Annotated in this window: 25 protein-coding genes and 1 pseudogene; 11 read left to right on the top strand and 15 right to left on the bottom strand. The window is 63.0% G+C overall.

Annotation, left to right across the window (positions count from 1 at the left end; genetic code table 11):
• Positions 1–2: 2 nt before the first annotated feature.
• Positions 3–470, bottom strand: a complete 468-nt coding sequence (locus tag NGM07_RS07690; RefSeq protein ID WP_253519096.1) for a hypothetical protein — start codon at positions 468–470, stop codon at positions 3–5.
• 90 nt (positions 471–560) lie between these two features.
• Here NGM07_RS07690 and NGM07_RS07685 point away from each other — a divergent pair, with 90 nt between their 5' ends.
• Positions 561–1592 (top strand): DUF7961 domain-containing protein, encoded by a 1032-nt coding sequence (locus tag NGM07_RS07685; protein WP_253519093.1) that lies wholly within the window; start codon positions 561–563, stop codon positions 1590–1592.
• A 42-nt stretch (positions 1593–1634) separates the two neighbouring features.
• Here NGM07_RS07685 and NGM07_RS07680 read toward each other — a convergent pair whose 3' ends face one another.
• The 3 genes from NGM07_RS07680 to NGM07_RS07670 form a co-directional block, all read right to left on the bottom strand.
• Entirely contained in the window at positions 1635–1988 is a 354-nt protein-coding gene (locus NGM07_RS07680; protein WP_253519090.1) for a hypothetical protein, read from the bottom strand.
• Between the two features lie 425 nt (positions 1989–2413).
• Positions 2414–3316: a hypothetical protein gene (locus NGM07_RS07675; RefSeq protein ID WP_253519088.1), complete on the bottom strand. Its 903-nt coding sequence runs from the start codon at positions 3314–3316 to the stop codon at positions 2414–2416.
• Positions 3317–3709: 393 nt separating this feature from the next.
• Positions 3710–5461: an ATP-dependent nuclease gene (locus NGM07_RS07670; RefSeq protein WP_253519085.1), complete on the bottom strand. Its 1752-nt coding sequence runs from the start codon at positions 5459–5461 to the stop codon at positions 3710–3712.
• Between the two features lie 529 nt (positions 5462–5990).
• Between NGM07_RS07670 and NGM07_RS07665 the strand changes: the two genes are divergently transcribed.
• Positions 5991–6617, top strand: coding sequence for a TMEM175 family protein (locus NGM07_RS07665; protein ID WP_253519083.1), 627 nt, complete (start codon positions 5991–5993; stop codon positions 6615–6617).
• Between the two features lie 106 nt (positions 6618–6723).
• Here the strand turns inward: NGM07_RS07665 and NGM07_RS25450 are convergent, their stop codons facing one another.
• Positions 6724–7434 (bottom strand): GIY-YIG domain-containing protein, encoded by a 711-nt coding sequence (locus tag NGM07_RS25450; RefSeq protein WP_368410248.1) that lies wholly within the window; start codon positions 7432–7434, stop codon positions 6724–6726.
• Between the two features lie 525 nt (positions 7435–7959).
• On the opposite strand from NGM07_RS25450, the gene NGM07_RS07655 reads away from it, so the two are divergent.
• Complete coding sequence (locus tag NGM07_RS07655; protein WP_368410282.1) at positions 7960–8106, top strand: DUF1328 family protein; 147 nt, start codon at positions 7960–7962, stop codon at positions 8104–8106.
• An 82-nt stretch (positions 8107–8188) separates the two neighbouring features.
• On the opposite strand, the gene NGM07_RS07650 is transcribed toward NGM07_RS07655, so the two are convergent.
• The 5 genes and pseudogenes from NGM07_RS07650 to NGM07_RS25525 all read right to left on the bottom strand — a co-directional run bounded on the left by NGM07_RS07650 (position 8189) and on the right by NGM07_RS25525 (position 13637).
• Complete coding sequence (locus tag NGM07_RS07650) at positions 8189–10219, bottom strand: midas domain-containing protein (protein WP_253519075.1); 2031 nt, start codon at positions 10217–10219, stop codon at positions 8189–8191.
• Positions 10220–10616: 397 nt separating this feature from the next.
• Entirely contained in the window at positions 10617–11066 is a 450-nt protein-coding gene (locus tag NGM07_RS07645; RefSeq protein WP_253519073.1) for a hypothetical protein, read from the bottom strand.
• 908 nt (positions 11067–11974) lie between these two features.
• Positions 11975–12922 carry an ArsA family ATPase gene (locus NGM07_RS07640; protein WP_253519071.1) on the bottom strand — a complete coding sequence of 316 codons (948 nt, stop codon included), beginning with the start codon at positions 12920–12922 and terminating at the stop codon, positions 11975–11977.
• Between the two features lie 57 nt (positions 12923–12979).
• Positions 12980–13252 (bottom strand): annotated as a pseudogene (locus NGM07_RS07635) (pyridoxamine 5'-phosphate oxidase family protein); the annotation flags it as partial.
• 82 nt (positions 13253–13334) lie between these two features.
• On the bottom strand, positions 13335–13637 hold the full coding sequence (locus NGM07_RS25525) for a hypothetical protein (protein ID WP_253519068.1): 303 nt from the start codon (positions 13635–13637) through the stop codon (positions 13335–13337).
• A gap of 86 nt (positions 13638–13723) precedes the next feature.
• On the opposite strand from NGM07_RS25525, the gene hpt reads away from it, so the two are divergent.
• Positions 13724–14269, top strand: coding sequence for a hypoxanthine/guanine phosphoribosyltransferase (gene hpt, locus NGM07_RS07625; protein WP_253519066.1), 546 nt, complete (start codon positions 13724–13726; stop codon positions 14267–14269).
• 575 nt (positions 14270–14844) lie between these two features.
• On the opposite strand, the gene NGM07_RS07620 is transcribed toward hpt, so the two are convergent.
• Positions 14845–15990: a site-2 protease family protein gene (locus NGM07_RS07620; protein ID WP_253519063.1), complete on the bottom strand. Its 1146-nt coding sequence runs from the start codon at positions 15988–15990 to the stop codon at positions 14845–14847.
• A 299-nt stretch (positions 15991–16289) separates the two neighbouring features.
• On the opposite strand from NGM07_RS07620, the gene NGM07_RS07615 reads away from it, so the two are divergent.
• Positions 16290–17669, top strand: coding sequence for a uracil-xanthine permease family protein (locus NGM07_RS07615; RefSeq protein WP_253519062.1), 1380 nt, complete (start codon positions 16290–16292; stop codon positions 17667–17669).
• 61 nt (positions 17670–17730) lie between these two features.
• Here NGM07_RS07615 and NGM07_RS07610 read toward each other — a convergent pair whose 3' ends face one another.
• Positions 17731–18411, bottom strand: coding sequence for a DUF4336 domain-containing protein (locus tag NGM07_RS07610; RefSeq protein ID WP_253519059.1), 681 nt, complete (start codon positions 18409–18411; stop codon positions 17731–17733).
• Positions 18412–18639: 228 nt separating this feature from the next.
• Here NGM07_RS07610 and NGM07_RS07605 point away from each other — a divergent pair, with 228 nt between their 5' ends.
• Together NGM07_RS07605 and NGM07_RS07600 are read left to right on the top strand one after the other, a co-directional pair.
• The gene (locus NGM07_RS07605) at positions 18640–20157 is read left to right on the top strand and encodes a phosphoenolpyruvate carboxykinase (ATP) (RefSeq protein ID WP_253519056.1); all 1518 of its coding nucleotides are present in this window, start codon (positions 18640–18642) and stop codon (positions 20155–20157) included.
• Positions 20158–20286: 129 nt separating this feature from the next.
• Positions 20287–21126 carry a potassium channel family protein gene (locus NGM07_RS07600; protein WP_253519054.1) on the top strand — a complete coding sequence of 280 codons (840 nt, stop codon included), beginning with the start codon at positions 20287–20289 and terminating at the stop codon, positions 21124–21126.
• 19 nt (positions 21127–21145) lie between these two features.
• Here the strand turns inward: NGM07_RS07600 and NGM07_RS07595 are convergent, their stop codons facing one another.
• Together NGM07_RS07595 and NGM07_RS07590 are read right to left on the bottom strand one after the other, a co-directional pair.
• A complete protein-coding gene (locus tag NGM07_RS07595) occupies positions 21146–21832 on the bottom strand; it encodes a DUF1345 domain-containing protein (protein WP_253519051.1) in 687 nt (228 codons plus the stop codon).
• Between the two features lie 6 nt (positions 21833–21838).
• Positions 21839–22102, bottom strand: a complete 264-nt coding sequence (locus NGM07_RS07590) for a DUF8075 family protein (protein WP_253519049.1) — start codon at positions 22100–22102, stop codon at positions 21839–21841.
• 129 nt (positions 22103–22231) lie between these two features.
• Between NGM07_RS07590 and NGM07_RS07585 the strand changes: the two genes are divergently transcribed.
• The 3 genes from NGM07_RS07585 to NGM07_RS07575 all read left to right on the top strand — a co-directional run bounded on the left by NGM07_RS07585 (position 22232) and on the right by NGM07_RS07575 (position 24644).
• Positions 22232–22828 (top strand): sulfite oxidase-like oxidoreductase, encoded by a 597-nt coding sequence (locus NGM07_RS07585; RefSeq protein WP_253519046.1) that lies wholly within the window; start codon positions 22232–22234, stop codon positions 22826–22828.
• A gap of 80 nt (positions 22829–22908) precedes the next feature.
• Positions 22909–23316: a hypothetical protein gene (locus tag NGM07_RS07580; RefSeq protein ID WP_253519044.1), complete on the top strand. Its 408-nt coding sequence runs from the start codon at positions 22909–22911 to the stop codon at positions 23314–23316.
• A 68-nt stretch (positions 23317–23384) separates the two neighbouring features.
• Complete coding sequence (locus tag NGM07_RS07575; protein WP_253519041.1) at positions 23385–24644, top strand: sialidase family protein; 1260 nt, start codon at positions 23385–23387, stop codon at positions 24642–24644.
• Between the two features lie 63 nt (positions 24645–24707).
• Here NGM07_RS07575 and NGM07_RS07570 read toward each other — a convergent pair whose 3' ends face one another.
• Positions 24708–24941, bottom strand: a complete 234-nt coding sequence (locus NGM07_RS07570) for a hypothetical protein (protein WP_253519038.1) — start codon at positions 24939–24941, stop codon at positions 24708–24710.
• A 282-nt stretch (positions 24942–25223) separates the two neighbouring features.
• Here NGM07_RS07570 and NGM07_RS07565 point away from each other — a divergent pair, with 282 nt between their 5' ends.
• Positions 25224–26912 (top strand): right-handed parallel beta-helix repeat-containing protein, encoded by a 1689-nt coding sequence (locus NGM07_RS07565; RefSeq protein ID WP_253519036.1) that lies wholly within the window; start codon positions 25224–25226, stop codon positions 26910–26912.
• The last annotated feature ends 73 nt before the right edge of the window (positions 26913–26985 follow it).

Genomic DNA, 26985 nt, shown 5'->3' with positions numbered 1-26985 from the left:
CTCTAAGTGAATGACTTAACGACCTTTCTCAGTCGTGGAGTAATATAGCCAACCTCAGCTTTTGAGGCATTACAGGCATCAATGAGTTCGTCTGCTTTGACGTTCATTACAGACGCATCAATCTCGGTATCACCTGCCTCTTCTTTAAAATATCTGCAAGTGATACAGAACTCGTTCACTGCCTCCAGAACATCGGTATCAACATGCTCTGGTGCTTCTGAGAGGTGTTCTGACAGATTATCGTATATAGTACCATAGATTTCCCCACCATGGTTCTTCCACAAATCAGTTTTTTTGTCCCCTGAGCGAGCTACTTTTCCTTGTCTAGCATATTGAATTGTATGGTCATACCATTCCCGAACAGAACGGTGCTTCTCTCGGAAATAGCGATATTCCACTACGACTAGCCCAATCAATCCACTAATAAATGCACCTAATAGCGTTCCAATATTGATTGTCCCTTCGACCATAGGCAGGGTAAACAGATAATGAGGATAGTCTTATCGAAGGAGTATTTTCGAGAGATAAGATATATCACGCCATGAAACAATCCAGATGCAATGTATCTGTATACGCCGGACGAAATCGACAGAGAACGAGCCCATCATCAGGCAGTTATTCAAGGCGCTGGCGATCTGGACGTCAAACGTATCGGCAACCTCGGCGAGCTGGCGTTTGAGCAGTTCTGTCGCGAGTATCTTCCCGTCGAGATGTGGGAGTGGCAAAATGAGGAAGCCATCCGTCGGTGCAATCCTGAGAGTTTCTCAGGATACGACTTCGAGGTATTCGGATACGAAATTGACGTGAAGACCTCCCGCGACGTCTCTGCTTTCCGGCCGACGAACATCCTTGAAAACGACCCGGACGACGACATCATCGTAATGGTCTGGCATCGGGATAACGAAGACGCACTCATCCTCCTCGGCTGGGAACGAACTGAAACACTCAAGTCGAAGGTGAAGACTCAAGAAGCATACTCTGGCGAGGAACCCGAGAAGCTCGCACACTTGGCTGCTCGTCCGATGAATGAATTGCACGACTTGGGGCCGAATACAGCCCACCTCAACCAGAAACCCGAGAATCCGTTCTCACCTGGTGACCGTGTCGTGAAGAAAGACAATGATGATGCGTCAGTCGCTGTGGTCGTAGAGGTTTTACCACCCGAGAAAAATACCACCGCCTACGGGCAGGAGATGGACGGTGAAGCAGTCAATGTTGCGTTCCCGAATATGCTCGATGAGGGCCCTGGGAATTGGCGCGAAATCCACCCGGCGAAGCTCGCATCATACTGCGACGACCAGGATATCAAGCTCTACACCTACAAGCACACGAATCTGGAGTTTGCGGAGAATCCATTTACGCCGGGCGATTATGTCATCAAACCCGATTACGACGACCCAGATTTAGCGGTCGTTGTCGATGTCAGCGAGGAGGGCCGAAATATCTCTATCGCGTTCCTCCACCATTTCGAGGAGGAAGCGGAAGAGCAAGTGTATGTACCTCCGGCAGAGCTTAGATCCCACTGCGAAGAGTCCGGTATCAAATCGTACTCCTATGAGCATGCTGAACTAAGCTTCGAACACCAGTATTAGCACATCCGCCAGTATCTCTACCTGAGTGTGAAGAGAAGGCTTCTATGTCCCTGGTGGAGTTCCTGGGACGAAATCTTGTACGCGCCCTTCCTCCAAACTCCGATTGAAGAAGGCGCTCATCTTCTCTCGTAGAGTTTCCTTCCGAGAATCAACCCGGAGGCCATACGCTTTCGTCTCTCCGACTTCGAGATCTTGCCAACTCTCCGGCTTTGGCTCGTTGAGCGGTATGAGGAGACTTCCGGTGGTGTCAACCTCGCCTTCGATTATCAGATCACCTCGGATGATGCCTGCGTCTTCCTCGATTAGTTCCATCTCGAGGACGACAATCGAGTCTTTGAATCCCTCGTCATCCTCTCGTTCATCGAGCATCAGTTCTTTCGCTCGCTCCTTGTCCATTGTCAGAAGTTGCAATGAATCGGGGACAGGCCCTTATCGTTTGGATTATACTGGGGACGGTTCCCGTTGAATGTCTCTTCTGTCAGCGTCAGGTTCCCCATCTTCGCCACGGTAAAAAGACGCCAGAACGGAACTTGCCGCGAGTTGCTCTCTCCCGCAATTTGGTAACCTCGAAGCGACTCCTTGCCCTTCTTGCTTCGGCCGTGGCAATAGGGTTCGATCTTTCGATGATGCCCATCGTAGGTGAATTCGATTGCTTTCTGCTCCTGAATAGCTTTACAGATAACATTGGTCATATTCGGTGTACTCTGTACTTTATGTCCATCTACTATGAATGCAATCCAACCGGGGTGAAAGTAATCTCAAAGATTGGGGCTTGGATTACCGGTCAAAGATTTACCCCCAATACACCCTGCGATAATGAACTATAGTTCCTCAACCTCGACAAGGTCCCATAGCGAGCGAAACAGTCCAACTGACCTTTGAGCAATTACCACCAGGAGTAGGATTTGAAGGGTAAACACTACCTCGGTGTGGTAAACGGTGAGTTGGCCCAGACTGAAGGGTGGGGTGAGAAGAAATACCATCGGAATCAAAACACCGATGATAAAAAGAGAGATTGCGTTCTCAAACACGTCTCGGGGTGGTTTGTCCTCAAACGCTATTCGATTCGGTGTATGTCGCCGCTCAATACTGCTTACGTCGATCTCCAGCTCAGTCAACAAGTCATCAATTCCCTGGATGGTATTGGCAGTATGTGGTTGTTTTCCACTCCGTCGTCGTAAGAGGTCCTCTGTTGCTTGTGCAAAGTCGAATATCGGTGTCGTCCTATAGTCATCGACTGCAGATTCGCCTGTAATCTCCTCGTAGATCTCCATAGTGAGTTCTTCATCTTCGGTGATTCGCTTCGCTTCCCTGAGATACTCTGTAAGCGATTCGAATGATGACGGTATATTCCCGGAATTCGACGCGGACGACGCCGAGTTGAGAGTTCCATGGATTTTGAGCAGGTTGGCCCAGAGAACACCTACCGTTGAGTCCTCGTCTTCTGCCCAACCATCAATGTCTGGATTGTCCGAAAATGCAATTGTTAGGCCTGCGAATGGGGCTGCAAAAGTTCCCTTTTCTCGGAGGTCCTCAGTCATGGAGAGCAGTGGTTCATCGAAGTCTCTATAGGTCACATCAATACTATCTAAAAACCGTCCCAGTTTCTGTCGTATCCGGTTTTTCCGGACAGTATAGATTGATGCAGTGAATGCTAAGACGAATCCAATAGCCGCTGCAATAGCCTGTGCAATCGTCGAGAAGAACCAAGCCGGATTAGCCATAATGCGTTAATTCCGGTATTATTGTTTTAGTTACGTATATCTATCGTAGGATAAGCCAATTCAGAATCGAGGAGGAACGGTAGTGTATGCCTTCTTGGTTGACTTCTTACATTCGATTGTGAGCAGCCGTAGAGTATTCCATTACCTGGGCGTATCTGAGAAGACGTCCCTACGCTGTCTATCGATTTGAGTCTGAATCGTATTTTCTCCTATAAACAATTCCGTTAGCCGGCAAGCAAAGCGCGCAATCAGCGTTACTTCGTTTGCTGGCCGAGTACTCTTTCCTTCACCAATGGGGATTCCACTACAGAGGGCGCAATACAGTGGAGTATTCGCCGTCTTGCGATTTGGAAAAAGAGCGGAAGCTCGTACCTTCTCTATTTCAGGAATGTGTCAATCACTCTGTGCTCGTATGAGCTGACTGTATTCGTCTGCTAAGTACCGTTCAATATCCTCAACAAAGCGGGTTAAATCGCTGTAAGCATATTCATCATCGCCATCCCGATCCGTCGTTCCAATAACTTCGAGGGCCTTAACAACCCACGTAGATTTCCTGCTTCTACCAAGATCCATCCAGCCCTCCAGCTCCCCAACGGGAACAATAAAAAGGCCGTGCTGCTTTGCCTCCTTGATAAGTTCTTCTGGATGGTCCTCTTCCTCTAATTTCTCGCGAGGTATTCCATCGACACCCAGTTCTTTCACTTCCTTCCATTCCGAGAACCCGGAACTCAATCGGCCTACCGCAGCGTCGGCACCAGATAGAGTGTGTTCTCCGTTCTCTAATTGCTCTAAGAACTGCTCTACCTCCGGAATCATCTGCTCGATCACTTCCTCATCTGAAATCCCTTGAATCGCCTGCTCGATATCGCTTCGGATCTCCAATATGTCATTGAAATCACCGTCTGCCAAGGATTCAAGCAGATATCTGAGATTGTGATGATTCCGGAGAATGTCTATATCTGTTATCGTGGCAACGGGGATATTAGCTTCGTTGAGTACCGTAGTGATGTCCTTTATACTGTGCTTGCCATGAGCGTTCACGAACAACAGCTGGTCGTTTTCAATCTCATTTACAGCGATAGAACGGTAGACGGCTTTGTCGGAACCGCCTTCACAGACGATAACGCCTTCGTGGAAAATCGCTTCAAGAACACGCTGACTTGATAGCAGAGGATCGTTCGCCAGTTTCTCCGTAATATCGGAGGATATCTGGTTATAGACTGTGTGATCTTCCCGCCTGTTTAACCGGTAAATATCTACCTCTGTACCTTCGCTAAGAATCCCTGCTATGAAATCAGCGTCGTGGGTAGCAATAACGATCTGGCCAGCTGTATCTGACGAATGGTTTGCTACCCATCGGCCGAGCTCTCTTGCCTGCGCCGGGTGTAGAAATGCCTCGGGTTCGTCCAAGAGTACAACACGGTTCTGAGAGAGTAGGAGACTGAGTACGACACCGACGAAACTTCTGTAGCCATCACCCTCCTCATCCAATATTCTGTACTCCTCCATTACACCAACTGCTTTTCGTGGATTGCTTGGAATGTTCTCAAACTCCTCTGCCACTCGCAAACAGAGTTCCGTCATTCCGCTAATGTCAAAGGCGATATCTCTGGGTTCGTCAGGCCGCGAGAACACGTTCTGAAATGCCGATCGAAGCTCTTCATCAACTTCAGGACCGGCTTCGAATAGAGCTTGGAGGAGGTTGCTCGGTGCTTCCTCGTGCATATTGTGTGCTGGACCGGACTCAGCAACTTGTAGCCGTGAGGAAGTATCGAGATGTGCAACTTTAAATGATCCAAAGGTGTTCAGAATGGGCTGGTGGTTGCCCCGTTGGAATTGTTCTTCCAATCTCTCAAGGCTTGCACGATTAACCTCGCGATCTAAAAGATTAGATCCGATACCACGTAGAACTTCATGATCATGCTGGTCAGTTGCTCGCTTAACTCCTGTTTTCAATTCATCAAATTGGTCTGGCAGTTCGACAGTGAGTTCGTCGATAATCGTGCTACCATTATCATTTCTTATTTCGAGACGAATATCGTCGAGCGTCTGTGATTTCCCGGTGTTATTTGGTCCAACTAGGACTGTGAAGTCCCCGAGCTCGACTGTTTCACCGTTCTTTGTAGTGAATGATTGAACCCTCACGGTTAGTCATTCCAATGGTTCGCCAAGTCAACAAGTAATTCCTCTGATTCCGTTTGCGGCTCGTATTGTCTGAATCAATAGCACGCGATTCGCTTTACTTCTTCGTAGCAGGTCTGGTTGCCTTCAGTTGAGAGGAATTCCGCTACATAGGGCGCATTGCTCAATGTATCGTAGTGCCGTATGTCGATTTGAGTGAAAAACGGAGTTTCTTCTATAAATAGTTTCGTGAGCCGGTAATAATTACTGGTTCGAGTGCGTGTTCGTCCAAAAAGCGCGCAAATCGGTTTACTTCTATTGAGAAGCGCGGATGGTTCCCTTCAGCCGAGAGGAATTCCACAACATAGGGCGCATCTCGATGAGTATCCCTGCGCTGTCCATCGATTCGAGTAAGAATCGAGTTTTCTTCTATAAAAGGTTTCTCGAGCCGGTAATATTTACTGGTTCGAGTGCCGAGGCCGACCTTTCACCGAGAATTGACCACCAGCAGTTTCCGGCGGAGTACTAAGGCGTAGTACCGCCAAGTACGTGCGTGTCCGACGACGAATCGTCGACGGATCTCACCCGTCTCGTCGCGCTGAGCGACGGCGTGTTCGCCTTCGCCATCACGCTCCTCGTCGTGAACGTCGACCTGCCCGCGAGCGTTCGGCCGGGCGACCCCGTGACGTTGGCCCTGTTGGCGCAGCTCTGGCGGGACGTGTTCAGTTACGTCGTCAGCTTTCTCGTCATCGGGAACTACTGGCTCGACCACAGGCGGATGTTCCGGTACGTCCGTCGGTACACGCCCCGCCTCGCCTGGCTCAACCTGTTCTTGTTGATGTCCGTCGCGTTCCTCCCGTTCCCGACCTCGGTGCTCAGCGACCACGGCGGACAGGTCCCGGTCGCGTTCTACGCGACTTCGATGACGATTACGGGACTGCTCGTCTACTGGTTGTGGCGGTACGTCGCCCGCGCCGACGGCCTCCTCGACCCCGAAACGGACCACCGATTCGTTCGGGAACAGGAGGTGCAGTACTTCCTGACGCCGCTAGTGTTCGGCCTCTCGATTCCCGTCGCGCTGTTCGTCGCCGCCGACCTCGCGTTCGTCTGCTGGGCCTCGCTGTTCGTTCTCGCGCCGCTCTCGCAGCGACGTCTTCGCGACGACGGTCGGGAGGAGTGAAACGGCGGCGGTGCGTACACCGATTCTGGTTCGGACGAATCGAATGCTCGGCGTGACCTAATACCGAGAAGAGCAGTGGAGACAGTCGGCAGTGACGCTCACTCTGCTACAGCGGGTCCGTGCGTTCGATGGCTTCGTGTAGCGCGTCCAGGAAATCCGGTTCGTACTCCTCGTCGACATGGTTCACGTTCCACAGTCCGGAGTCGCGGATTTTCTGACTCCGACTGTGTTTTCCGAGCCAATCGTCTGCACGCGCGTCGACGGCGTCTCGTTGGTAGTTGCTGAGTAGCGCAATCGTGTTCTGCTCGATGTAGGCCCGCTGGCTGTCCGCACTCGGCTCGTCGTCGACGTTCAACCAGAGGAACGGGAGGTTCCGGAGATAGTCGCTCACTCGCCGTTCCATCTCGAGTTCACCGAGTCGGCGTTCCCGCTTCGCGCTCGAACCCTCGCCCCAGTGAGGATACTCGTCGTGCAAGGAATCACGCTCCACGAAGGCTTCTCCAACTCGTTTTCTGAACACGGAGCCTCGATGATTCCCACCACCTTCGTAGGTTCCGCGCATCGCTCCTCGATGCGTTCGAAGCCGGTCCCAGAGCGACGTGCTACTCCCTTCGGAGACGGCGTGAGTCCCGATACGGGTCACTCGAAGTTGGTCGCCGGACGCTCGGTATCCGTCCGAGGCAAAGAAGATGTAGACGCCTCGGTCGGGCCAGTCCATGTAGCCGGTGCAGTCCTCGAGTTTCTGTTTTCCGCCGACCGTCTGCTCTAGTTTCTCGAGAAGTCGATACAGACGGTCGATATCCTGTCCTCTCGTCATATCTCTTCACTTCTCTTCGCCCGACAATTGAAATGTTCGATATCGTCGATGTCCATCACTTCCGAATCTCACTGACGTCGCTCTGCGACCACGGTCGCTCGAAATCGTCGTCGGTCATCGCTTCCACCTCGCACCGACGCCGTCGATTCGACGGAGTCCGTCGCGCCGGAGAGGCCTCGGTCGCGTTCCTCGTCGTGGCCGTCGAGCCGGTCCGTGAGCCTCGTGCAACGTTCCGGGTTTCGCGTTTCGCCGACCGCTCCGTCTCGCTCCTCTAGAACTCCGTAGAGGTGCTCGATTTCGTTTTCCTCTCGTCACGTTCGTTCGGCCCTCTTCGCCGCCGGGCGAAATAGTTGTCCGTTGTCGAAAAACCGCGGCACGGCCCGGTCCGCCGCTCGAGTGGGTGTCCGAGGCAGGCGAGCGAGTCCGCACGCCCGAGCGAACGCGACAGTAGCGAAGAGGTTGTGTGGGCCGGATAGGTCAGGCACTACCCGTATCCTCGCTGACCGTCTTGGAGCAGGTATGGCAATAATCGAACTGGCAATCGCGTTCTTCGTCCTGGCGATCATCGCGGCGGCGCTCGGCGCCGGCGGGGTCGCGGGGCTGTCGATGGACGCGGCGAAGTGGCTGGTAATCGCCTTCCTGGTATTGGCCGTGCTCTCGTACGTCGTGTAACCGACGTCCGGGCGCGGCACGCTTTTCGCGCAGTGACTAAAAAAGGAAGATCGTCGAATCGCTTTTTCGAAGCGCCAACCGGTTACGCGTCCGACTGACTCTCTTCGGTGGTGCTCTCGCTGGAACCGTCGCTGCTGTCTCCGTCGCTACTCTCCTCTCCGTCGGAGTCGTCGCTACTACCGTCGTCGCTACTCGCACTGCTTTCGGCCTCCTCCTCGGAGTCTGCGCTCTCCTGGTCCTGCGACGAGTCTATCGACACCGAGGAGTCGTGGGACTGGGTGTTGTCCTCGCCGCTCGCGGTCTGGTCGCTCTCCTGGTCGACGTCGCTGGACGATTCCTGGCTCTGAGTTTCGTCTTTGCCGGACGACTCCTGGCTCTGGGTCGAATCGATCGACGACGACTGGTCGGCGTCCTGCGTGTTGTCGCCGGTCGCCGACTGGTCGACGTTCTGGTCGGTGTCCGAACTCGACGCCTGGCTCTGGTCGGCGTTCTCGCCCGACGACTCCTGGGTCTGCTCGTTCGACGAGTCGGACTTCAGGTCGGCGTCCTGTTCGACGTCGCCGCTGGCGTCCTGGTCGACCTCGCCGGTGTTGCTCTGTTCGTTGGACTGACTGGCCTCGCCGCCGTCGGTGTCGCTCGACTGAGCGTTGTCGTTCTCGTGGTCGACGCTGGCGTCCTGGTCGGCCGACGAACTGCCCGACTCCTCCGCGACGGTGGCGTCCTGTTCGACGTCGGCGTCGTTCTCCTGCTCGTTCGTCTGGGTGACGTCGCTGCTGCCGGTGCGGTCCTGCGTGTTCTCGTTCTCCTGCTCGAGGCTGGCGTCCTGGTCGGCAGACGCCTCCGCGGACTCGCTGTCGCCGTCAGTGCTGGCCGAGACGTCCGCGTTCTGCTCGACGTCGCCGTCGTTGTCCTGCTCGTTCGTCTGGTCGGTGTCGCCGCTGGCCTCTTCGCTCGACTGCGAGTTCTCGTTCTCCTGGTCGGCGCTGGCGTCCTGGTTGGACTCCGCGTCGGCGGTGCCATTGTCCTCGGCGTTCGACGCCGAGGATTCGGCTCCCTGTCCCAGGTCGGCGTCGTTCTCCTGGTCGCTCTCCTGGGAGACGTTGCCCGTGTTCTCCTCGCTCGACTGTGAGCCGTCGTTGTCCTGCTCGGCGACGGCGTCCTGCTCGGCCTCGGCGTCGGCGTTCTGATCGGTCGACTCGCCTTCGCTCCGGGCGTCGTCGCTGTTGTTCGCGTCCACGTCGGCGATCTGGTCGGCCTCGGCGGCGTTGTCCTGGTCGCTCTCCTGGTCGGTCTGGCCCTCGTTGTCGCTCGCGCTCTGGGCGTTGTCGTTCTCCTGGTCGGCCGACGCTCCCTGGTCGGCCTCCGCGTCGGCGTCCTGTTCGAGTTCGCCGTTCGACGCGGTGTCCTCGTTGCTCGCGTCGGCGTCGCCGCCCTGTCCGAGGTCGGCCGCGTTCGTCTGGTCGTTCTCCTGGCTCGCCTCGGACTCGGCGCCGTCGACGTGCTGGGTGTTCTCGTTCTCCTGTTCGCCGATGGCGTCCTGTTCGACCTCGGCGTCGGCGTCCTGGTCGCTCACCTCGGAGCCTTCGCCGTCGGTGTCACTGTTCGTCGCCTCCGAATCGGAGTCCTGGAAGTAGTCGCCCAGGTTGAACTGCTCGTTGTCCTGGTCCGTCGGGCCGGTACCGTCCCGGGCCGTCTGGTCGTTGTCGCTCTCCTGGTCCGACGCGACCTCCTGGTCGGACTCGGCGTCGGCCGACTGGCCGCTACTCCCGACGTGGTCGGAGTCACCTTCGTACTGATTTCGGGCCTCCGAATCGCCGTCCTGGTCGGATTCGAGGTCGCTTCGCTGGTCGTTCGACACCGACGCCCCGGCGAGGATGTCGGATATCCACTGGTTGGAATCGTCGTCCTGCGAGGCGTCCGAGTCCTGGGAGGTGTCAGAGTCTGCGTCCTGACACACTTCCAGTCTGGCTGCTGAATCGTCGCCGTCGTCCGGGCACGGGTCGTCGGGGGCCACAGCGGCCACCGGTCCCGCCGTACTCGCGAGTACGGTCGCGACGACGAACAGGCAAAGCATCTTGTTCAATGTCGTTTTCATCTCAACCCCAATCTGCATGACACCGATAGCCGGACTAAGTACCCTAAATCGTTCAGCGAAATAACGCCCGTTTCGGAGGACTATTACGCCGTTGCCTCGGACGGTCGGGGTCCGGATGCGCGTTACCGCACCGTCGTTTCCCGGTAACGTGGAGTCGGTCCGGCCTTCGACCGCTCGATGGCTTCCGTTCGACCCAACACGCCGTCGGCTGACCGTGGCCGTGAATTGGCGTCGACGCGAAGCGTCGCTCGAACGAACCGGTGCCGGTCGCTCACGCAGTGCGGCCTCGACAGAATCGACGGTACGGAACGGTACCCCGTCGGTCGCAGAAGTGTCTCGGTGGTGGAACGTCGATTTCGAACCGGTATCCGTGTCGAGCCGAAAAAATGATTACCGCACCGAGAGTGCCGCGGATTTAGTCGTTCTCGGCTTCGTTCTCTTCGTCGCCGTCGTCGATTTCGTTCTCGTTCTCGGCCTCAGCTTCGCCGTCCTGCTCCTGGTCCGCGTCCTGGTCCTGGTCGTTGTCGAACGAGACGTCGTCCGCGTCGTTCTCGTTGTCCTCGGACTCGGCCTCGGAGTCCTCACCGCTCGCGGTAGCGTCGTTGCTCTGGTCGAAGCTCTGAGTGGAGTCCTGGTCCTGGTCGATGTCCTGGTCCTGGTCGACCTCGGCCTCGGCGTCCTGGTCGACCTCGTAGTCGTCACAGTCGATCTGCTGGGCGTTAGCCGAATCCTCGTTGTCGTCGACCCAGTTCTCACACTCGTCCTCGCTACCGAAGTCGTAGGCGGCCGCGCCGCCGGTCAGTGCCGCACCGACCATCGTCGTGGCGAGTACGAGCGCAATCATCACGCGTAGTCCTTTTTTCATGGTTTCTCTCTCCGTTCGGTCGGGCGCGATATGTTCACGAGTCGGCCCACTGCCAGACCGACCTCCTACCGGTCGAGCGCCCGCTCTGTCCGAACGCCGGAGTCCCGCATTAATGGCGCTGAGCGTTCATTTCGTCCAGATGGGACAATTCGAGGTGGAAAACCCGCGGCAGTGACAACTTGGTTATGAATCTGCCAGCATATCGGTGAGGGAGGCCACGAAGGGGGCGTCTCGACGGTTTCAATAGAGACGGCGAAGGGACATGTAATCGAAGAGTCCGGTATCTCAGACGAAAATCCATACGGTGTTTCATGATTGGGCAAGAGTTGCATGGCGGCCGAACAAGGTCGAATACAGCCTCGTACCGGCCGTTGCAGGAACGAATCGCTCGATGGCGCTCACCCGGGTTCGTTCAACGGTCGATAATCGTCTTCCGACGGAACCGACCGCCGCCGACGGAATCGCTCGGATGCCGAGTCGGTATTCCGCTTCGCTTGCCGCTCCGCGAACAGTTGGCGAGTCCGGACGCCCCGCCAGCGTGTGCGAAATGATAGCATGAGCGTGGCCGCGTGACGCTCGACGGCGAGAACTCCCGAACGACGGCGAGAAGTCGCGGAATCGGGCGTCTCATCGCCTCGGGATACGCGTCCCGTCAGGCGCTCCGGGACGAGGTACGTTCGCCGAACGCGTGCGTCGGAACCACGCCGGATTGCGAGGACGTAAGAGCGGTTACGTTCTCGGAACTATCGTTACAGATATCGCCGACGCGAGAAGTCGCGCGTCGGCCGCCGTCGCTGGAACGAGACACGTAATTAGTTCGACCGGCAAGCGCGACTGCGCAACGGTCGAACTCTCGCGGCGCGTCGAGTGCGCTTCGAATCGCCACGGGACGTTCAGGCCTCGCCCGGTCACTCTATCGCCAACGACCGAGCCAGCGCCGCCAGTCTCTCCCGGCCCGCCGCGTCGACGCCGACCTCCGGCAACTCCACGACTTCGAGGTCGGCGAACTCCTCACGAATCCGCTCCAACTGCTCGCGGTGGGACGCCGCTCGCGCCCGACAGCGCTCGCAGTCGGTTTCGGGGTCGGTCGCCACCCGATTCACGACGAGCGTTCCGACCGGAATCTCGGCCTCCCGGAGTCGCGCGACGAGCCGACGAGTTTCCGCGACCGCCATCGGTTCGGGGATGCAAACCACGCGGAACTCCGACCGCTCGGGGTCGCGAAGTGCGTCCCGCACCCGCTCCATGCGCTCGCGCAACTCGGTCAGGTCGTCCTCGGCCGCCTCGTCGTCGCCGCCGAAGACGTAGTACGCCGGTCCGAACACGGCGCTCCGCGCGCCGTCGACCATCCGGCGTACTTGGCCTCTGAGCGAGGAAGCCGCCGCCACCGTCTCGTGGAGGACGTCCGGGAGGTCGAGCAGGCGGAGCGTGTGGCCGGTCGGCGCGGTGTCGACCACGACGCGGTCGAACTCGTCGTCGTCGACGAGTTGGGCGAGCAGTTCGAGCGCCGCGAGTTCGTCGCTACCGGGAACGACGCCGACGGTGAACAGCCGCTCGATTTCGGACTCGTCGAGGCGGATGCCCGCCTCCCTGAGTTCGACCGCCATCGCCTCGACGATTCCGCGAAACGCCCGTTCGCCCGCGTCGGGGCCGACTTCGTCTATCCAGAGGTTCTCCGCGACCCGTCGGCGGCCCTCGCCCGCCGCCGCGTCGAAGGCGTCGGCCAGCGAGTGGGCCGGGTCGGTCGAGACGACCAGCGTCCGCTCGCCCCGCTCGGCGAGTGCGAGTCCGGTCGCGGCCGCGCAGGTCGTCTTCCCGACGCCGCCTTTCCCGCCGTAACAGACGAATCGTTCCATCCCGGTGCGGTTCGCGCTCGTCGTCGATAAGGGGACGGGCCGGCCGAAGCGCGCCCGTCAGTTCTCCTCGACCACGGACCGCATCCGCTCGGTGTAGTCCCAGCTATGCATCCGGCGCGGGCTGATTCGGATGCGGACCTCGTCGCGCTCCTCGGAGAGCAACCACGCGGCGAGGTCGGAGTCGGTGTCGCCGAGGTAGCGCTCGATGAGTCCGCGAAGCACCGCCTTGTCGGCGTCCCGGGAGAGCGCCGTCGTCCCGTTACCCCGGACGCCGTGGTACGGCGGGTGGTTCACCGACACGTCGAAGGCCACCTCCGAGTCGTTCCTGAGGTGGCCTGTCGGCTGTAGCTCGCGGACGATTCGCGATTTAGAACGCAGTCTTCCGATTCGGGGGAGTCCCTTCTGCCGACTATCACTCGGAACTACAGCCGACAGGACACGTCACCAGGTCGGCCTTCGCCCACGTCGCGCACTCGAAGGTGCCGTTCCGGTAGCGGTACCAGAGCGCGAGCAGCCACAGCGACTCGTCCGGCCGGTGGCAGGCCAGTCGGATGGGCACTCTCACCTCCTCGAGGAACTCCTCGACCTGAGTTTCGGTCCACGGACCGCTGAATCTGACCATGCGAGTACGTACCACGCGGTCCTCGATAGTTCCCGGGGCGTCCTCGCGGCCCGCGGTGGTCGTCACCTCGGAGGCGATGGTCCCGCCCTTCACACATCTCGGCCCGCCGCGGCACGCTCGTGCCGCGGCGGGCCGTCCGAGAGCGAATCGCTTTTCCTGCGTTTGTGCGAACGGGCGACATGGACCGACTCAAAGCGTCCCTTCACGAAGCGCCGATAATCGACAAAGACGGCTATCAGTACCTCGTCCACCCCATCAGCAACGGCGTCCCGATGCTCGAACCCGAACTGCTTCGGGAGGTCGTGGTCGGCCTCATCCGCGTGGCCGACCTCGACGTCGATAAAATCGTCGCGCCCGAGGCGATGGGCATCCACATCGCCACGGCGCTGTCGCTCCAGACCGACGTCCCGCTGGTGGTCATCCGCAAGCGCGAGTACGGCCTGGAGGGCGAGGTCGGTCTCCACCAGACCACCGGCTACTCCGAATCGGAGATGTACATCAACGACATCGAGGCGGGCGACCGCGTGCTCGTCGTCGACGACCTGCTGTCGACCGGCGGGACGCTGGCGGCCATCTGCGAGGCGCTCGACGGCATCGGCGCCGAGATCGCCGACATCGCGGTGGTCATGCGGAAGGTCGGCGAGTCGGCGCTCGACGACACCGAGTTCGAGGCGACGAGCTTGATAGACATCACCGTCGAGGACTACGAGGTCACGATTCACTAGCAGGAGACGGTAGCACGGGTTCTTTGGTGTAACCGCCGGGCGAGACGGAGCGTGCGTTCATCGACTTCGCTTTCGTCTATCCCATGCTGGTTAGCAGTAGTTGGTAGCGCAGTTCTTTCTTCAGAATCACCCGTGCAACTGCCGCTCGATTTAGAGCGTGTATTCAGCAGAAAGGATTCGACCGAGAGACTGGATTTGCGTGCTAAACGGATGACTCACTTCCTTTCGCCTACGAATCCTACAATCACCCCAATCACGCCGACGACTAGCCCAATATTGACCACCAACTGGAAACTGTTTCCGGGCTCAGCGAGCCAGTAGAACCCTCCAAATGCGACTAGAACCAGCGCGAACAACTCGATGAGAATCGACTGTTGAACATTCATTATTAGCAGAGGTGATGGGGTTCCGGTCTAACAGTTCCGATATCGACACCACTCCGTCTTATGAGATGACCGACTCGCACCACGTATCGAGCAGAACCGCCGAATCAGTTACGGACGGTAAAACGAGTAAAGAGATCGTGTTACCAGCTACTGTTAGAGAATTCGTACTGAATTCGGTGACCTCGCCGTTCACATCGCGACGCGGGGTTCGACCGGGGTCCCGGCCTCGCGCCGGACCGCTAGCGTCGTCGCCAGATCGGCCGCGGTGATAATCCCGACCACCTCGCCGCCGGCCTCGACGAGCGCGGCGCTCGCGCGCCCCTCGCTCATCAGGCCGACGACGTCGAACATGGGGGCGTCGGCGTCGACCCGGGGGAACGTCTCGGTCATCACGTCGCGCACGGTCGTGGCGTCTCGGCGTCGCCGTCGGAGGTGCTCGAGCGAGACGACCCCGACGACCGACCCCGTCTCGTCGGCGACGAGGTACGCCGTCCGCCGCTCTTCGACCATCCGGGTCCCCAACTCCGACAGCGGCGTCTCGGCGGCGACGGTGGCGACGTCGGCGGTCATCACGTCGCGCGCAGTCACGCCGTCGAGCAGCGTCTCGAGCGCGACCATCCGCGACTCGCCGTTGGCGGCGCCGTAGATGAACAGCGCCAGGATGAGCAGCATCGGACTGAACGAGAGGACGCCGAGGACGGCGAACAGTATCGCGAACGCCGACCCCAGTCGCGCCGCGATTCGCGTCGCCGCGGGGTACGGGCGGTTGCGCGCGAGCAACGCCCGGAGCACGCGGCCGCCGTCCATCGGGAACGCCGGCAGGAGGTTGAACGCGGTGAGCGTGAGGTTCGTGACGACGAGCCAACCGACGACGAAGGTCAGCACCGGTGCCGACGCCGGGAGCGCCAGGACGGCGCCGTAGCAGACGACCGCGACGACCACGCTCGCCGCCGGCCCCGCGAGCGCGATCCAGAGCTCCTGCTTCCACTCCTTGGGCATCACCTTCAGGTTCGCCAGGCCGCCGAGCAGCCAGAGCGTGATAGACTCGACCTCGATGCCGTAGCGCCGGGCGGCCCACGCGTGACCGAGTTCGTGGAGCGTCACGCTGACGAAGAGGCCGACCGCGGCGGCGATGCCGATGACCCACGGCGTGTTCCCGGCCCGCAGGACGCCGACGTCGAGGGCGACGTCGGGGAATCCGTTGATGATATCGGTGTAGAGGCCGATCTGCTCGCCACTGCCGATGAGCCAGGCCAGAATCGGCAGGACGACCAACAGCGAGACGTTGATCCGAATCGGGATACCCCAGACCGAGACGACCTCGTAGTTTCTCATATCGGAAACGTAGGATAGGACCTGATTGTAGCTTTGGGTAGGCTCGATCGGTGGACTGTGGCATTTGGAGAACCCTGACTGCAGTCGCATCGAAAGCCCCGCCCGAAGTGGAATGCATCGCCGGGCGCTTCCGGCGGTTGGTCGGCCGAGCACTTCCGACAGTCTGCGTCACCGAGCGACGCCGACTCGATCACCGCCCTTTGATACACGAACATGTATATATTGAGGGTTCAGAGACCGAATATGAGCTCGAACGCGAAACTATTATCAGCCGGGACTCGTTTGGTGAATCGTATAGCATGCCGACCGACACCGACGGAGCGATCGAACTCGAGTACGGACTCGACGACAGACCGCCGTGGCCGAAGTCTCTGTTGCTGGGCCTCCAGCACGTCGCGGTGATGATCGTTCCCGCGACCGCGGTGGCGTACATCGTCGCGGGCGCCGTCGGCCTCGGCGCGGCCGATACCGCCTACATCGTCCAGATGGTGCTGCTGTTCTCCGGGCTGGCGACCGTCGTCCAGTCGTACACCGTCGGGCCGGTCGGCGCGCGCCTCCCCGTCGTGATGGGGACCAGTTTCACCTTCGTCGGCGCGGCGACGACCATCGGCGTCAACTCCGGACTCGGCGCGGTGTTCGGCGCGATACTGGTCACCGGCTTCCTGGTCGAGGGCCTGCTCGGTTGGCAGTTCAAGCGCATCAAACCCTTCTTCCCGCCGCTGGTCACCGGCCTCGTCGTCGTCATCATCGGCCTCTACCTGATTCCCGTGGCGATGGACTACGCCGCGGGCGGCGTCGGCGCCCCGGACTACGGCGCGGCCCACAACGTCGGCCTCGCCGCGCTGGTCCTGGGCGTCGCGGTCGTCCTGAACCTGTTCACCGACGGCGTCACGCGACTGCTCAGCACGCTCGCGGGCATCGCGGTCGGCTACGCGGCCGCGGTCGCGCTCGGCCTCGTGAACTTCGCTCCCGTGGCGGAGGCGGCGTGGTTCGCGGTCCCCGCGCCGGGCAAGTTCGGCTTCGAGTTCGAACCGACCGCGATGGTCACCTTCGCTTTCCTGTTCCTGGTCTCGGCGATGGAGACGGTCGGCGACATGTCGGGGGTCACCGCCGCCGAGGGCCGGAACCCGACCGACGAGGAGTTCCGCGGCGGCCTGTTCACCGACGGTCTGCTGAGTTCGCTCGGGTCGGCGTTCGGCGCGTTCCCCGTCACCTCCTTCTCGCAGAACGCCGGCATCGTCAACTTCACCGGCGTCATGAGCCGCCACGTCGTCGGCGTCGCGGGCGTCCTGCTGGTCGTCCTGGGGCTCAGCCCCAAGGTCGGCGCGGCGGTCACGACGATTCCGAGCGCCGTCTTCGGCGGCGCGGTCCTGCTGATGGCCGGGATGGTCGCCGCCAGCGGGGTACGGCTCATCTTCCTCCACACCGAACTCGACCGCCGGAACGTGGTCATCGTCGGCGTCTCGCTCGGCCTGGGCCTCGGCATCGCCACGACCCCCGACGCCATCCAGGGCCTTCCGCAGGCGGCACAGACGTTCTTCGGTCAACCGGTCATCGTCACCGCGCTCACCGCGCTGGTGCTCAACACGCTCACGCCCGGTGAGCAGAGCCCGCTGTTCGACGCGCCGCCCGGCGAACCGGCGGCCGACGCGCCGGCGTCCGAGAGCACCGCCGACTGACCGACCGAGCCATCGGACCCCGCCGTCGGACCTCGCCGGCTCCGTCGAGGTCCGACCCGATTCACAACAGCCAGTCGAACGCCTCGCGGAGCCGGCGTTTCGCGTCGCGCTCGGCGACCCGGCCGTGGCCGACGACGACGCGCTCGAAGTCCCACGCCAGGATTCGCTCGACCGACCGGCGGGCGGCCGCCTCGTTCTTCACCGTCTGCCGGAAGTCGGGCGGCACCGAGAGGTCGCCGTACATCCCCAGCACTCGCGCGACCAACCGCGTCCCGAGCGGAGTTTCAGGTCCGAGGTTGTAGCAGACGTCGCCCAGTATCAGCGTCCCGCTCGGCCGGTGGAAGAACTCGATCTCGGTGAGCCACCGGTTGCCCAGGAACGCCGTCTGGTCGAGGACGTCGGCCCAGCGCGGGTCCGGAGAGCCGCCGAGCAGGCCGTCGAACGCGAGGTCCGCCCGGCGACGGTCGAGGTCGGGCGCGGCGAACAGTTCGGCCGCCGGGAAGGCGCGTTCGTAGTCCTCCATGTGGAGGTGGCCGTGGAGTTTGCTCGATGGGGTGACGTACTGGACCGTCCCGAGGTCGTTCAACGCGTCGACGCGTTCGCGGGTCAGCGCCGCGGGCGAGTTCACGAACAGGTCGCCGTCGGGGAGTCGCACGACGACCATGTTCCGGCCGATCTCGAAGCCGTAGAACGACAGCGGTTCCGAGAGGACGAACAGGTCGGGCGCGAGTTCGGTGAACACGGGTCGTTGGAGCGTCGGCCGACGCAAAGTCGTTCCGGCCCTGTGCGTCTCGTCGTCCACGCCGGGGACTGGAATCGACGTGTCTGAAATTAGTCATGAATGCCGGACAAATATGGCCGTTTCTCGCGACGATTTACTCGGTTCTGAAATCATAAATCCGCTTCAGAGGCCCCGAGACGCCGCGTAAACGGTGCATAATTATACGTCCCCGTAGTGTACTTCGACACGATGTCAGACTCCGGGCAGAAAGTCCGACCGCTGAAAGCGACACTTCCCGATCCGGCGGAGGCCGACAACGTCGTCTACGACCCCTCGCCGGAGCGACTCCGAGAGTTCTCGCGCAACCTCGAAACGACCACCGAGTTCGACTCGCCGTCGTACGTCAGCGACGAGCGCTCTCGCAACGCCGACAAGACGAAGAACGCCGTCGACGACGAGTTCGGCCCGGCCGACCACGGCCGCGTCGAGACGGCCGTCGAGTACGCCGCCGAGACGGAGATGGTCTGTCTCGACCGGCAGATGGGCCGCCACCCCGACCACTCCTACGTCTGCCGCCTGTACGTCTCGAAGGAGTACGCCCGCATCGCGCTCGCGTGGGCGAAACTGTTCGAACCGGTCGAGGGCGACCGCGAACCCGACTTCTACACGATTCAGGTGCCCGACCACGACGAAACCGCGATTCGCGTCCTGCCCGACGAGGGCGTCACCGCGGTGCTGGGCAGCGACTACACCGGCGAAGCCAAGAAGTCGTTCCTCCGGTTGTTCATGTACTACGCCAAGAAGAAGGGCGGCCTCGGCCTGCACGCCGGGAGCAAGCGGGTCACGCTCCGGAACGACGCGGGCGACCTCGAAGACGTGGGCCAACTGTTCCTCGGCCTGTCGGCCACCGGCAAGTCCACGCTGACCGCTCACGGCCTCTGGCTCGACGAGGCGGACGGCGAGTCGGCCACGATGCTCCAGGACGACGTCTGTGCGCTCCTGCCCGACGGCACCGTCGCCGGGAGCGAGGGCGAGGGCCTGTTCGTCAAGACCATCGGCCTCGACGCCGACGAGCAACCGGCGATGTACGACGCCGTGACCCACGAGTCGGCGGTGCTGGAGAACGTCGACGTGGCCGACGACGGGACCGTCGACTTCGACAGCGACCGCTACACCTCCAACGGGCGCGCCGTCATCCAGCGCGACCAGCTCGCGTCGGCGGGCGAGGACATCGACCTGGCGGAGGTCGACCAGATATTCTTCATCACGCGGAACCCGACGATGCCGCCGGTCGCCAAACTCTCGCCCGAGGAGGCCGCCGCGGCGTTCATGCTCGGCGAGTCGATACAGACCAGCGCGGGCGACCCCTCGAAGGCCGGGGAATCCATCCGCGTCGTCGGCACCAACCCCTTCATCGTCGGGTCGAAGGGCGAGGAGGGCAACGTCTTCCGCGACCTCATCGCCGACCTCGGCGTCGACTGCTACGTGCTCAACACCGGCCACCTCGGCGGGCGGGACATCGGCGTCGAGGAGTCGGTGACCATCCTCCGAGAACTCGCCCGGGGCACCGTCGAGTGGACCGATGACGACGACGCGACCGGCCTCGCGGTACCCGACGCGGTACCGGGCATCGACATCGACGCCTACGACGTGGCCGAGAACGTCGACGACCACGAGCGCGAACTCGAAACCCTGCGCACCGAGCGGAAGGTCCACCTCGACCTGTTCGAGGACCTCGACGACGAGATTCGGGACGCGGTGTACTGACGACCGGCGTCGCTCCTTCTCTTTCGTCTTCTTCTCTTTCGTCCTCCTCTCCCTCTCCGTCTCTTTCGTCGCGGCGTTCGACGCCTCCGGGGGCGATACGCTCTAGCGTCTCCGGCCCGTGGCTCCGGTATGGCCGGTCACTCCTCGTCGCCGAGCGACTCGGATACCCGGTCGCTGGTGCGGTTCTACCTGTCGGACCACGAGACGCCGCTGGGGATGACCGTCGACGTGGCGTTGCTCGGGTTGAACCTCCTGTTCGTCGGCATCTTCGTGGCCGAGACGTATCCGCTCTCGGCGACCGCCGAAGCGTGGCTCTGGCGGCTGGAGGTCGGCATCGCGCTGGTGTTCCTCGTCGAGTACGCGCTCCGGCTGTACGCGGCCCGCGACCGGGTGGACGAGTTCTTCAGTTTCTACGCGATGGTCGACCTCCTCTCGATACTCCCGACGCTGGCGGTGCTGGCGCTGCCGGTGACGCTCGGGGTGAACGTCGGCTTCCTGCGGGCGATTCGGGTCGTCAGGGTGGTGCGGTTCTACCGGTTCACGCGCGACGCCGAGTTCCTCTTCGGGACCGTCTCGGACGAGGCGCTGCGCGCATTGAAACTGCTGTTGACGGTACTGACGCTGTTGTTCGTCTCGGCGGGGCTGTTCTACAGCTTCGAACACGCCGCCAACCCCGGCGTCTCGACGTTCGGCGACGCGTTCTACTACGCGGTCGTGACGCTGACGACGGTCGGGTTCGGCGACGTCACGCCGGTCACCGTCGCCGGCCGGTGGCTGACCGTCGCCGCCATCCTGACCGCGGTCATCCTGATTCCGTGGCAGGCCCGCAACATCGTCCGGGAGTGGACGAGCGAGGAGAAAGTCGACGTGACCTGTCCGAACTGCGGGCTGACGGGCCACGACCCCGACGCCTCCCACTGCAAGGCGTGCGGCCACATCATCTACCAGGAGTACGACCCCCAGGCGTGACGGGGTCGAACCCCCGGCGTCACGCGTAGAGGTTCGCCAGGTTCACGACCAGTCCGAGCACGCCCGTGTTGTAGGCGAACGCCAGCAGGACGTGGCCGAGCGCCGTCGTCCGGATGGCGGAACTCGTGATGGCCACGTCGGAGGTGGAGATGGCGGTTCCCAGGGTGAACGCGAAGTACGCGAAGTCCCGGTGGTCGGGGTCGGCGTCGACGTCGGCCTCGGGGTCGGGGTCGCCCGGAAACGCCAGGCCGCGCTCGGGCGGTCGGTCGCCGTAGTAGAGCGTGGCGTAGTGGGCGGCGTACTCCGTGTTGAGGGCCAGCCACGCCAGTACGACCGCGACCGCGCTCAGCCATATCTGGACGTGGTCGACCGGCGCGGTCGGCGGTTCGGCCAGCGTCACCAGTCCGAGCGCGGAACCGAGTCCGAACAGGCTGAACAGCACCGCGACCGTCCGGTCGAACTGGGACTCGCCGTACGTCCGACCGCGCGCCCACTCCCGCGTCCCGGAAGCCGAGGACCGCCAGGCGAACCGCCACGAGAGCGCGAGCCAGATCAGGGTGGCGGTGTCCCACCCCGCTAACAGTCGCGTCACGGTGCGAACGCCGCCCGTGACGGCGACCACGACGAGGAAACACGCCGCGGCGACGAGGGCGTGGACGCGACGCTCGCCGGTCGTCACCCGCCGGAGCGGCGACTCGGACGCCACCGCCGACTACTCCTCGCCGGCCCCGTCTTCGCCTCGCTCGCGTCCGTGGTCGTCGCAGAGGATCTCGCCCGAGTCGGTGTCGAAGAAGAACGGGTCGCCCGGTCGGATTCGGTTCCCGTCCTCGCCGCAACCGTCGGCGTGCTGGAGGAAGTACCGACCCTCCGCCCGGCCGGTTTCGAGTCGCCCGGCCTGGACCGCGAACCTGACGAGTCCCTCGCCGATCTGGGTGCGCTCGGTCGAGTCGGCCGCCTCGAAGCGAATGAGTGGCATGGTCTGGTCGTCGCGGCTACCACGGCGACCGGGATAAACGCTCGGCCCGCGTGGGTTGGCCGACCCGCGCACGCGGGCCGCGGGTCGGCCCGTACGCATATGAGGCCGGTCGTCGTGGCTCTGCCAGTCATGAAGGACGCCACCTCGATACACGAGGAGTTCGGCGGCGAGCGCCTCCCGCCGGGCCAGCGGGAGACCGAGCGGTTCCCGGTGCTCTCGAAGAGCGGGACGCCCCGGTGGGACCCCGAGACGTGGGAGTTCACGGTGACGGGCGCGGTCGAGAACGAACTGTCACTGTCGTGGGCGGAGTTCACCGACCTGCCGAGCGAAACCCAGCGCCAGGACTTCCACTGCGTCACCGGGTGGAGTCGATTCGACAACGAGTTCGGCGGCGTGACGTTCCCGACGCTCGCGGAGGAGGCGGGCGTCGAAGACGACGCGGTCCACGTCATGTTCGGGTCGCTCGACGGCTACACCACGAACCTCCCGCTGGAGGAGTGTCTGCGCGAGGAGGTGCTGTTCACTCACGAGTTCGACGGCCAACCGCTCCCGTCTGAACACGGCGGACCGCTCCGGGTCGTCACGCCCCACAAGTACGCCTACAAGGGCGCCAAGTGGGTGAACTCCGTCGAGTTCCTCACGGAACCACAGCGGGGCTACTGGGAGAAGCGCGGCTACTCCGACACCGCGAACCCGTGGAACGAGGAGCGCTACAGTTCGTGGTGAGCGTGCGCCCGCCTGGGTGACGAATCGACGCGGCGCCCGCGGCCACATCACCTAACAACGTGCGCGCCGACCCCGAAGTCATGCCATCCGAGTACGAGCGACTGGGAGCGTCGTCCGTCGACGGCCAGTCTCGGCGGGTACCGGTCCCCCAGCAGGCGCTCAACATGGAACTACTGAAACTCGACGGCGAGGCGTACTGGGGCGTCCGGGAGTCCGACGACCTCGTGGTCGTCTCGATGCTCTACGACCCGATTCAGGACGACCCCGAAATTGAGTTCCTCACAAGTACCGTCGTCGAGGACGACGAGGACCGACTCGTCACGGTGCCCGACGCGGTGTTCGACCACTGGGACGACGTCGCTGGCGGCGGCACCGCGGTGACGGGCGGCGACGAACTGACGTTCGTCACGACCGCGGACCTTCAGGAGAACAACCAGATGCTCGTCCTGCCCGAGATGCAGGTCGAGGACGTGCTGGGCGAGTCGTGAGGGCCGACCGAAAATCGAGGCGATTACGGGCGTAACACCCACCCGTCCCGAAACCCGACTCCTATCCGATGACCTACCACGCCCGCGGCGGCTTTCTGCGGTACTATCGCCGGTACGCGAAGACGTGGGTGCACGCGGCCGCCACCGCCGGACTCACCGCCTTCGGGACGTTGACGTTCGTCCACCGGGGTTTCGCGGTGGTCGCGCTCGCGGTCTACGTGCTCCCGCCGGTCGCGCTCTACCTCTCGGGGACCGACCCCAATTTCGAGTCCGAGAACGCGTCGGCGGCGAACCCGGACGCTCCGGCGGCGGAACCGGCCGAGTCTCCGACCGACTCGCGGGCGTCGGCGGACGAGGGAGCGTCCGACCGTGCGGCCCGAAGCGACCCCGAGTGGTCGGCCGCCGACTCGCCGACCGACGCGGCGCTGTTCGACGCCGCCTTCGCCGGGTCGAGCGCGTTCGCGGTCGGCGAAGGCGGCGTCGTCCTCGCCGACGGCGCGGACGGAGACTGGAGGGTCGCGCTCGCCGACGGACCGGGTGCCGACGCCAGCGACCTGCGCGCGGCCGCCGCGACCGACGATGGAAACGCGGTCTGGGTCGCCGGCGACGGCGGCGCGCTCGGCCGCGTCGACGCCGAAACCGGTCGCCACGTCGACCACTCCGCGCCCGCCGACCGCACCGACGCGTGGACCGACGTCGCCGTCGCTGGCACGGCCGGCGACGAGACGCTCCTGCTGGCGAACGGTTCCGGGGAGGTCTTGCGCGGCCGGTACCGCGACGGCGACGTGGCCTGGGACGCGCCGAAAAAGCCCGGGAGCGGGTCTAGCCTCTCCGGCGCGACGTTCGCCGCGGACGGGACGGCGTACCTCTGTGACACCGCCGACGGCGTCTTCGAGTCGACCGACGGCGGCGAGACGTTCGACCGGGTCGGCGTCGAAGGGGCCGAGGGAACCCTCGCCGACGTCGCCGCCGCGTCGCGGAGCGACTGCGCCGTCGCGGCCGACGACGGCGTCTGCCACCGCTACGACGGGACGAACTGGACGCCCGAGCGCGTCGCCGACGAACCCCTCCGGGCGCTGGCCCGCGGCGACGGTCAGACCGTCGCCGCGGGCGACGGCGGCGCGGTTTACTGGCGCGCGGACGAGGACGCCGACTGGGAGCGCGTCGTCACGCCGGTCGCGGGGGCGGTCCGGGGCGTCGCCGTCGGCGACGCCCCGGACCGCGACGGTGAGCGCAATCTCGACTGTGACGGTGAGCGCGACCACGACGGAGACGGTGCGCTCGCGGTCGCGGTCGGCGCGGCGGGCGCGATAGTCGAACTGCGGTGAGCGCCCGTCGCCGGGCGACGGTCGGAACGGCGCGCCGCATCCGAGTCGCTCGCTTCGACCGCCCTACACCTCGGCCTCGGCGGGGGCGCGTCCGGTCTTCACCAGTAACTCTCGCCACCGCATCCGCGCCGCGACCGCCAGCAGGAGGACTCCCTCGACCCGCACGGCGGTGAGGACCCACGGCCGAACCTCGAACTCCTCGGGCGACTCGTATGCGAGTCGCGTCACCAGCTCGACGAGCGGTCGCGGCGCGAGCAGTTCCACGACGCCGAGGAACGTGAACAGCTGTCGGAGCATCGTCGGACCGACGACCGACTCACCCTTCTGTCTTGTCCTCGGGTCGGGCGGTCCGGCCATCGGTCGACTTTCGCGCAGACCCCCAGAGTGCCTAACCGGTCGGGTCCCCAATCGGCGTCGAGGTGACGAGCGACCGTGCGAGCCAGCGGTGGTCGGCCAGCGCGTCGATGGGGGAACACCAGATGCAACTGACGCACGCACACCGGGGGAAGCGGCCGAGGCATAGGGCGGCGAACCAAACGGCGGAACTGGGACACCGAACGACTCCGCCGGAGGAGACCGATGGTCGAACCGTCGCGTAGGCGGTTCCTCGGCGGTCTGGCGGCCGCTGCGGCGTGGCGACAGTCCGGGGGAGGGTCGGGCCGACCGTCGTTCCCGGACACCGTCGTCACCGCGACCGACGAACTCCACCGGGCCTTCCGGAACCTCGACGCGGGCGAGACGGTCTGGATCGCCGACGACGGCGCGCCCTACCGGACCACCGAGTGGCTCGATATCGACGTCGACGGCGTGACGGTGGTCGGCCCGAGTGTCCGGCGACTCGTCGTCCCGGCCGACGGCGCGAACGTCGGCGGAATTCGAATCGGCCACGGCGGCCACTGCGAGAACGTCGAGGTGCGGGGCGTGGGGTACGCCGGCAACCCCGGCGGCCAGGACCCTGGCGCCAAGCGACTCCACGGGTTCGTCGTCCGGGACGCGACCGACGTCACCCTCGAAGGCAACTCGGTGACCCGGACCCATCCCTACCACGAGCACAACTCCGGCGGGAGCGGCATCAGTGTCGAGCGACGGGCGCGGAACGTGCGCGTCGCGGGCAACTACGTCTACGACATCGGCGACCGCGGCATCCAACTCGCGGGCGAGCGCATCCTCGTCACGGGGAACTTCGTGGTCGACGGCTTCGACCACTCCATCGCCCTGGATGCGTGGGTTCCCGACGAGCGCCACGCCAGGAACGTCTCGGTTCGGGGCAACGTGATGGGGAACAACCCCGAGGGCGCGCTGGTCGGCGCGAGCGGCGGCCGGCAGGCATCGAACGTCGGCTACTTCGACGTCTCGGACAACCTCGGCTTCGGCCGGCACAAGTCGCTCTGTCTGGTCGGGTTCGGCCAGGCGCTCCGCGGTATCCAAATCGCCGGTAACGTCAGCGTCCAGACCGGCGAGGACCGGTTCGCGGGCGTCTCGCTCGAAATCGAGCGGGCCGAGGACGTCACCGTCCGGGACAACGACCTCTACGGGTACGGCGGCCCGGGAATCAACGTCGGGGAGGGAATCGCCGACTTCGTCGTCTCGGGCAACGGCATCTACGACGCCGGAGCCGAGGGTATCCGCGTCTCGGGCGCGACCGACGGAGCGGTCCGGGACAACTACGTCGACGGTACCGGCGGCGTCGGCGTCGCGCTCGACGCCGCGCGCCGGGTGACGGTGCGGGGCAACCGCCTCGACCGGGTCGGCGGCGCCGGCGTCGTCTCGCGGAACGCCGACGGTCCCGCCCGCCACGAGGTCGTGGGCAACTACCTGCGGTCGTTCGGAACCGCCGCGGGCGACTCGACGCCGCCGGGGTTCCTCGTGGCCGACTCGGGGCTGACCGTCGGCTGGAACCGGATTCTGCGGGACGGCGCGCCCGCGATAGTCGAGCGCCCGGACGCGGGTCGTAACCGCTACGTCGACAACCGGGCTGACGGCGACGGCCCGGACCTGTGGCAGATTCGGTCGCCGACCTCGGCAGTCGTTGACCACGCGCCCCCGGTCGACGCCCACCGCGGCCTCTCGGTCGACGGCGAGGGCTCGACGGTCCGGGTCGAGTTCGAGAAGCCCTACGCCGAACCGCCGCAGTTGACGTTCGGCCGCCGTGGCGGCGGGATTCGCGACGTCGAGTACACGACCGACGGCGACGGGAACGTCGACGGCGCCCGGATAACCGTCGCCGGGGGGACCGGGGTACTCGACGCGTTCGTGGACCCGGCGTGAGCGCTCTCGTGGACTCGGCGTGAACGCACTCGGGGTCCGGTCGCGCCGGGCGTCGAGTCGGGCGGCGGCGCGC

Source organism: Halorussus vallis (assembly GCF_024138165.1).
GTDB classification, from domain to species: domain Archaea; phylum Halobacteriota; class Halobacteria; order Halobacteriales; family Haladaptataceae; genus Halorussus; species Halorussus vallis.
Note: the sequence above shows the minus strand (reverse complement) of the source record. Positions and strands in the feature narration are given on the sequence as shown.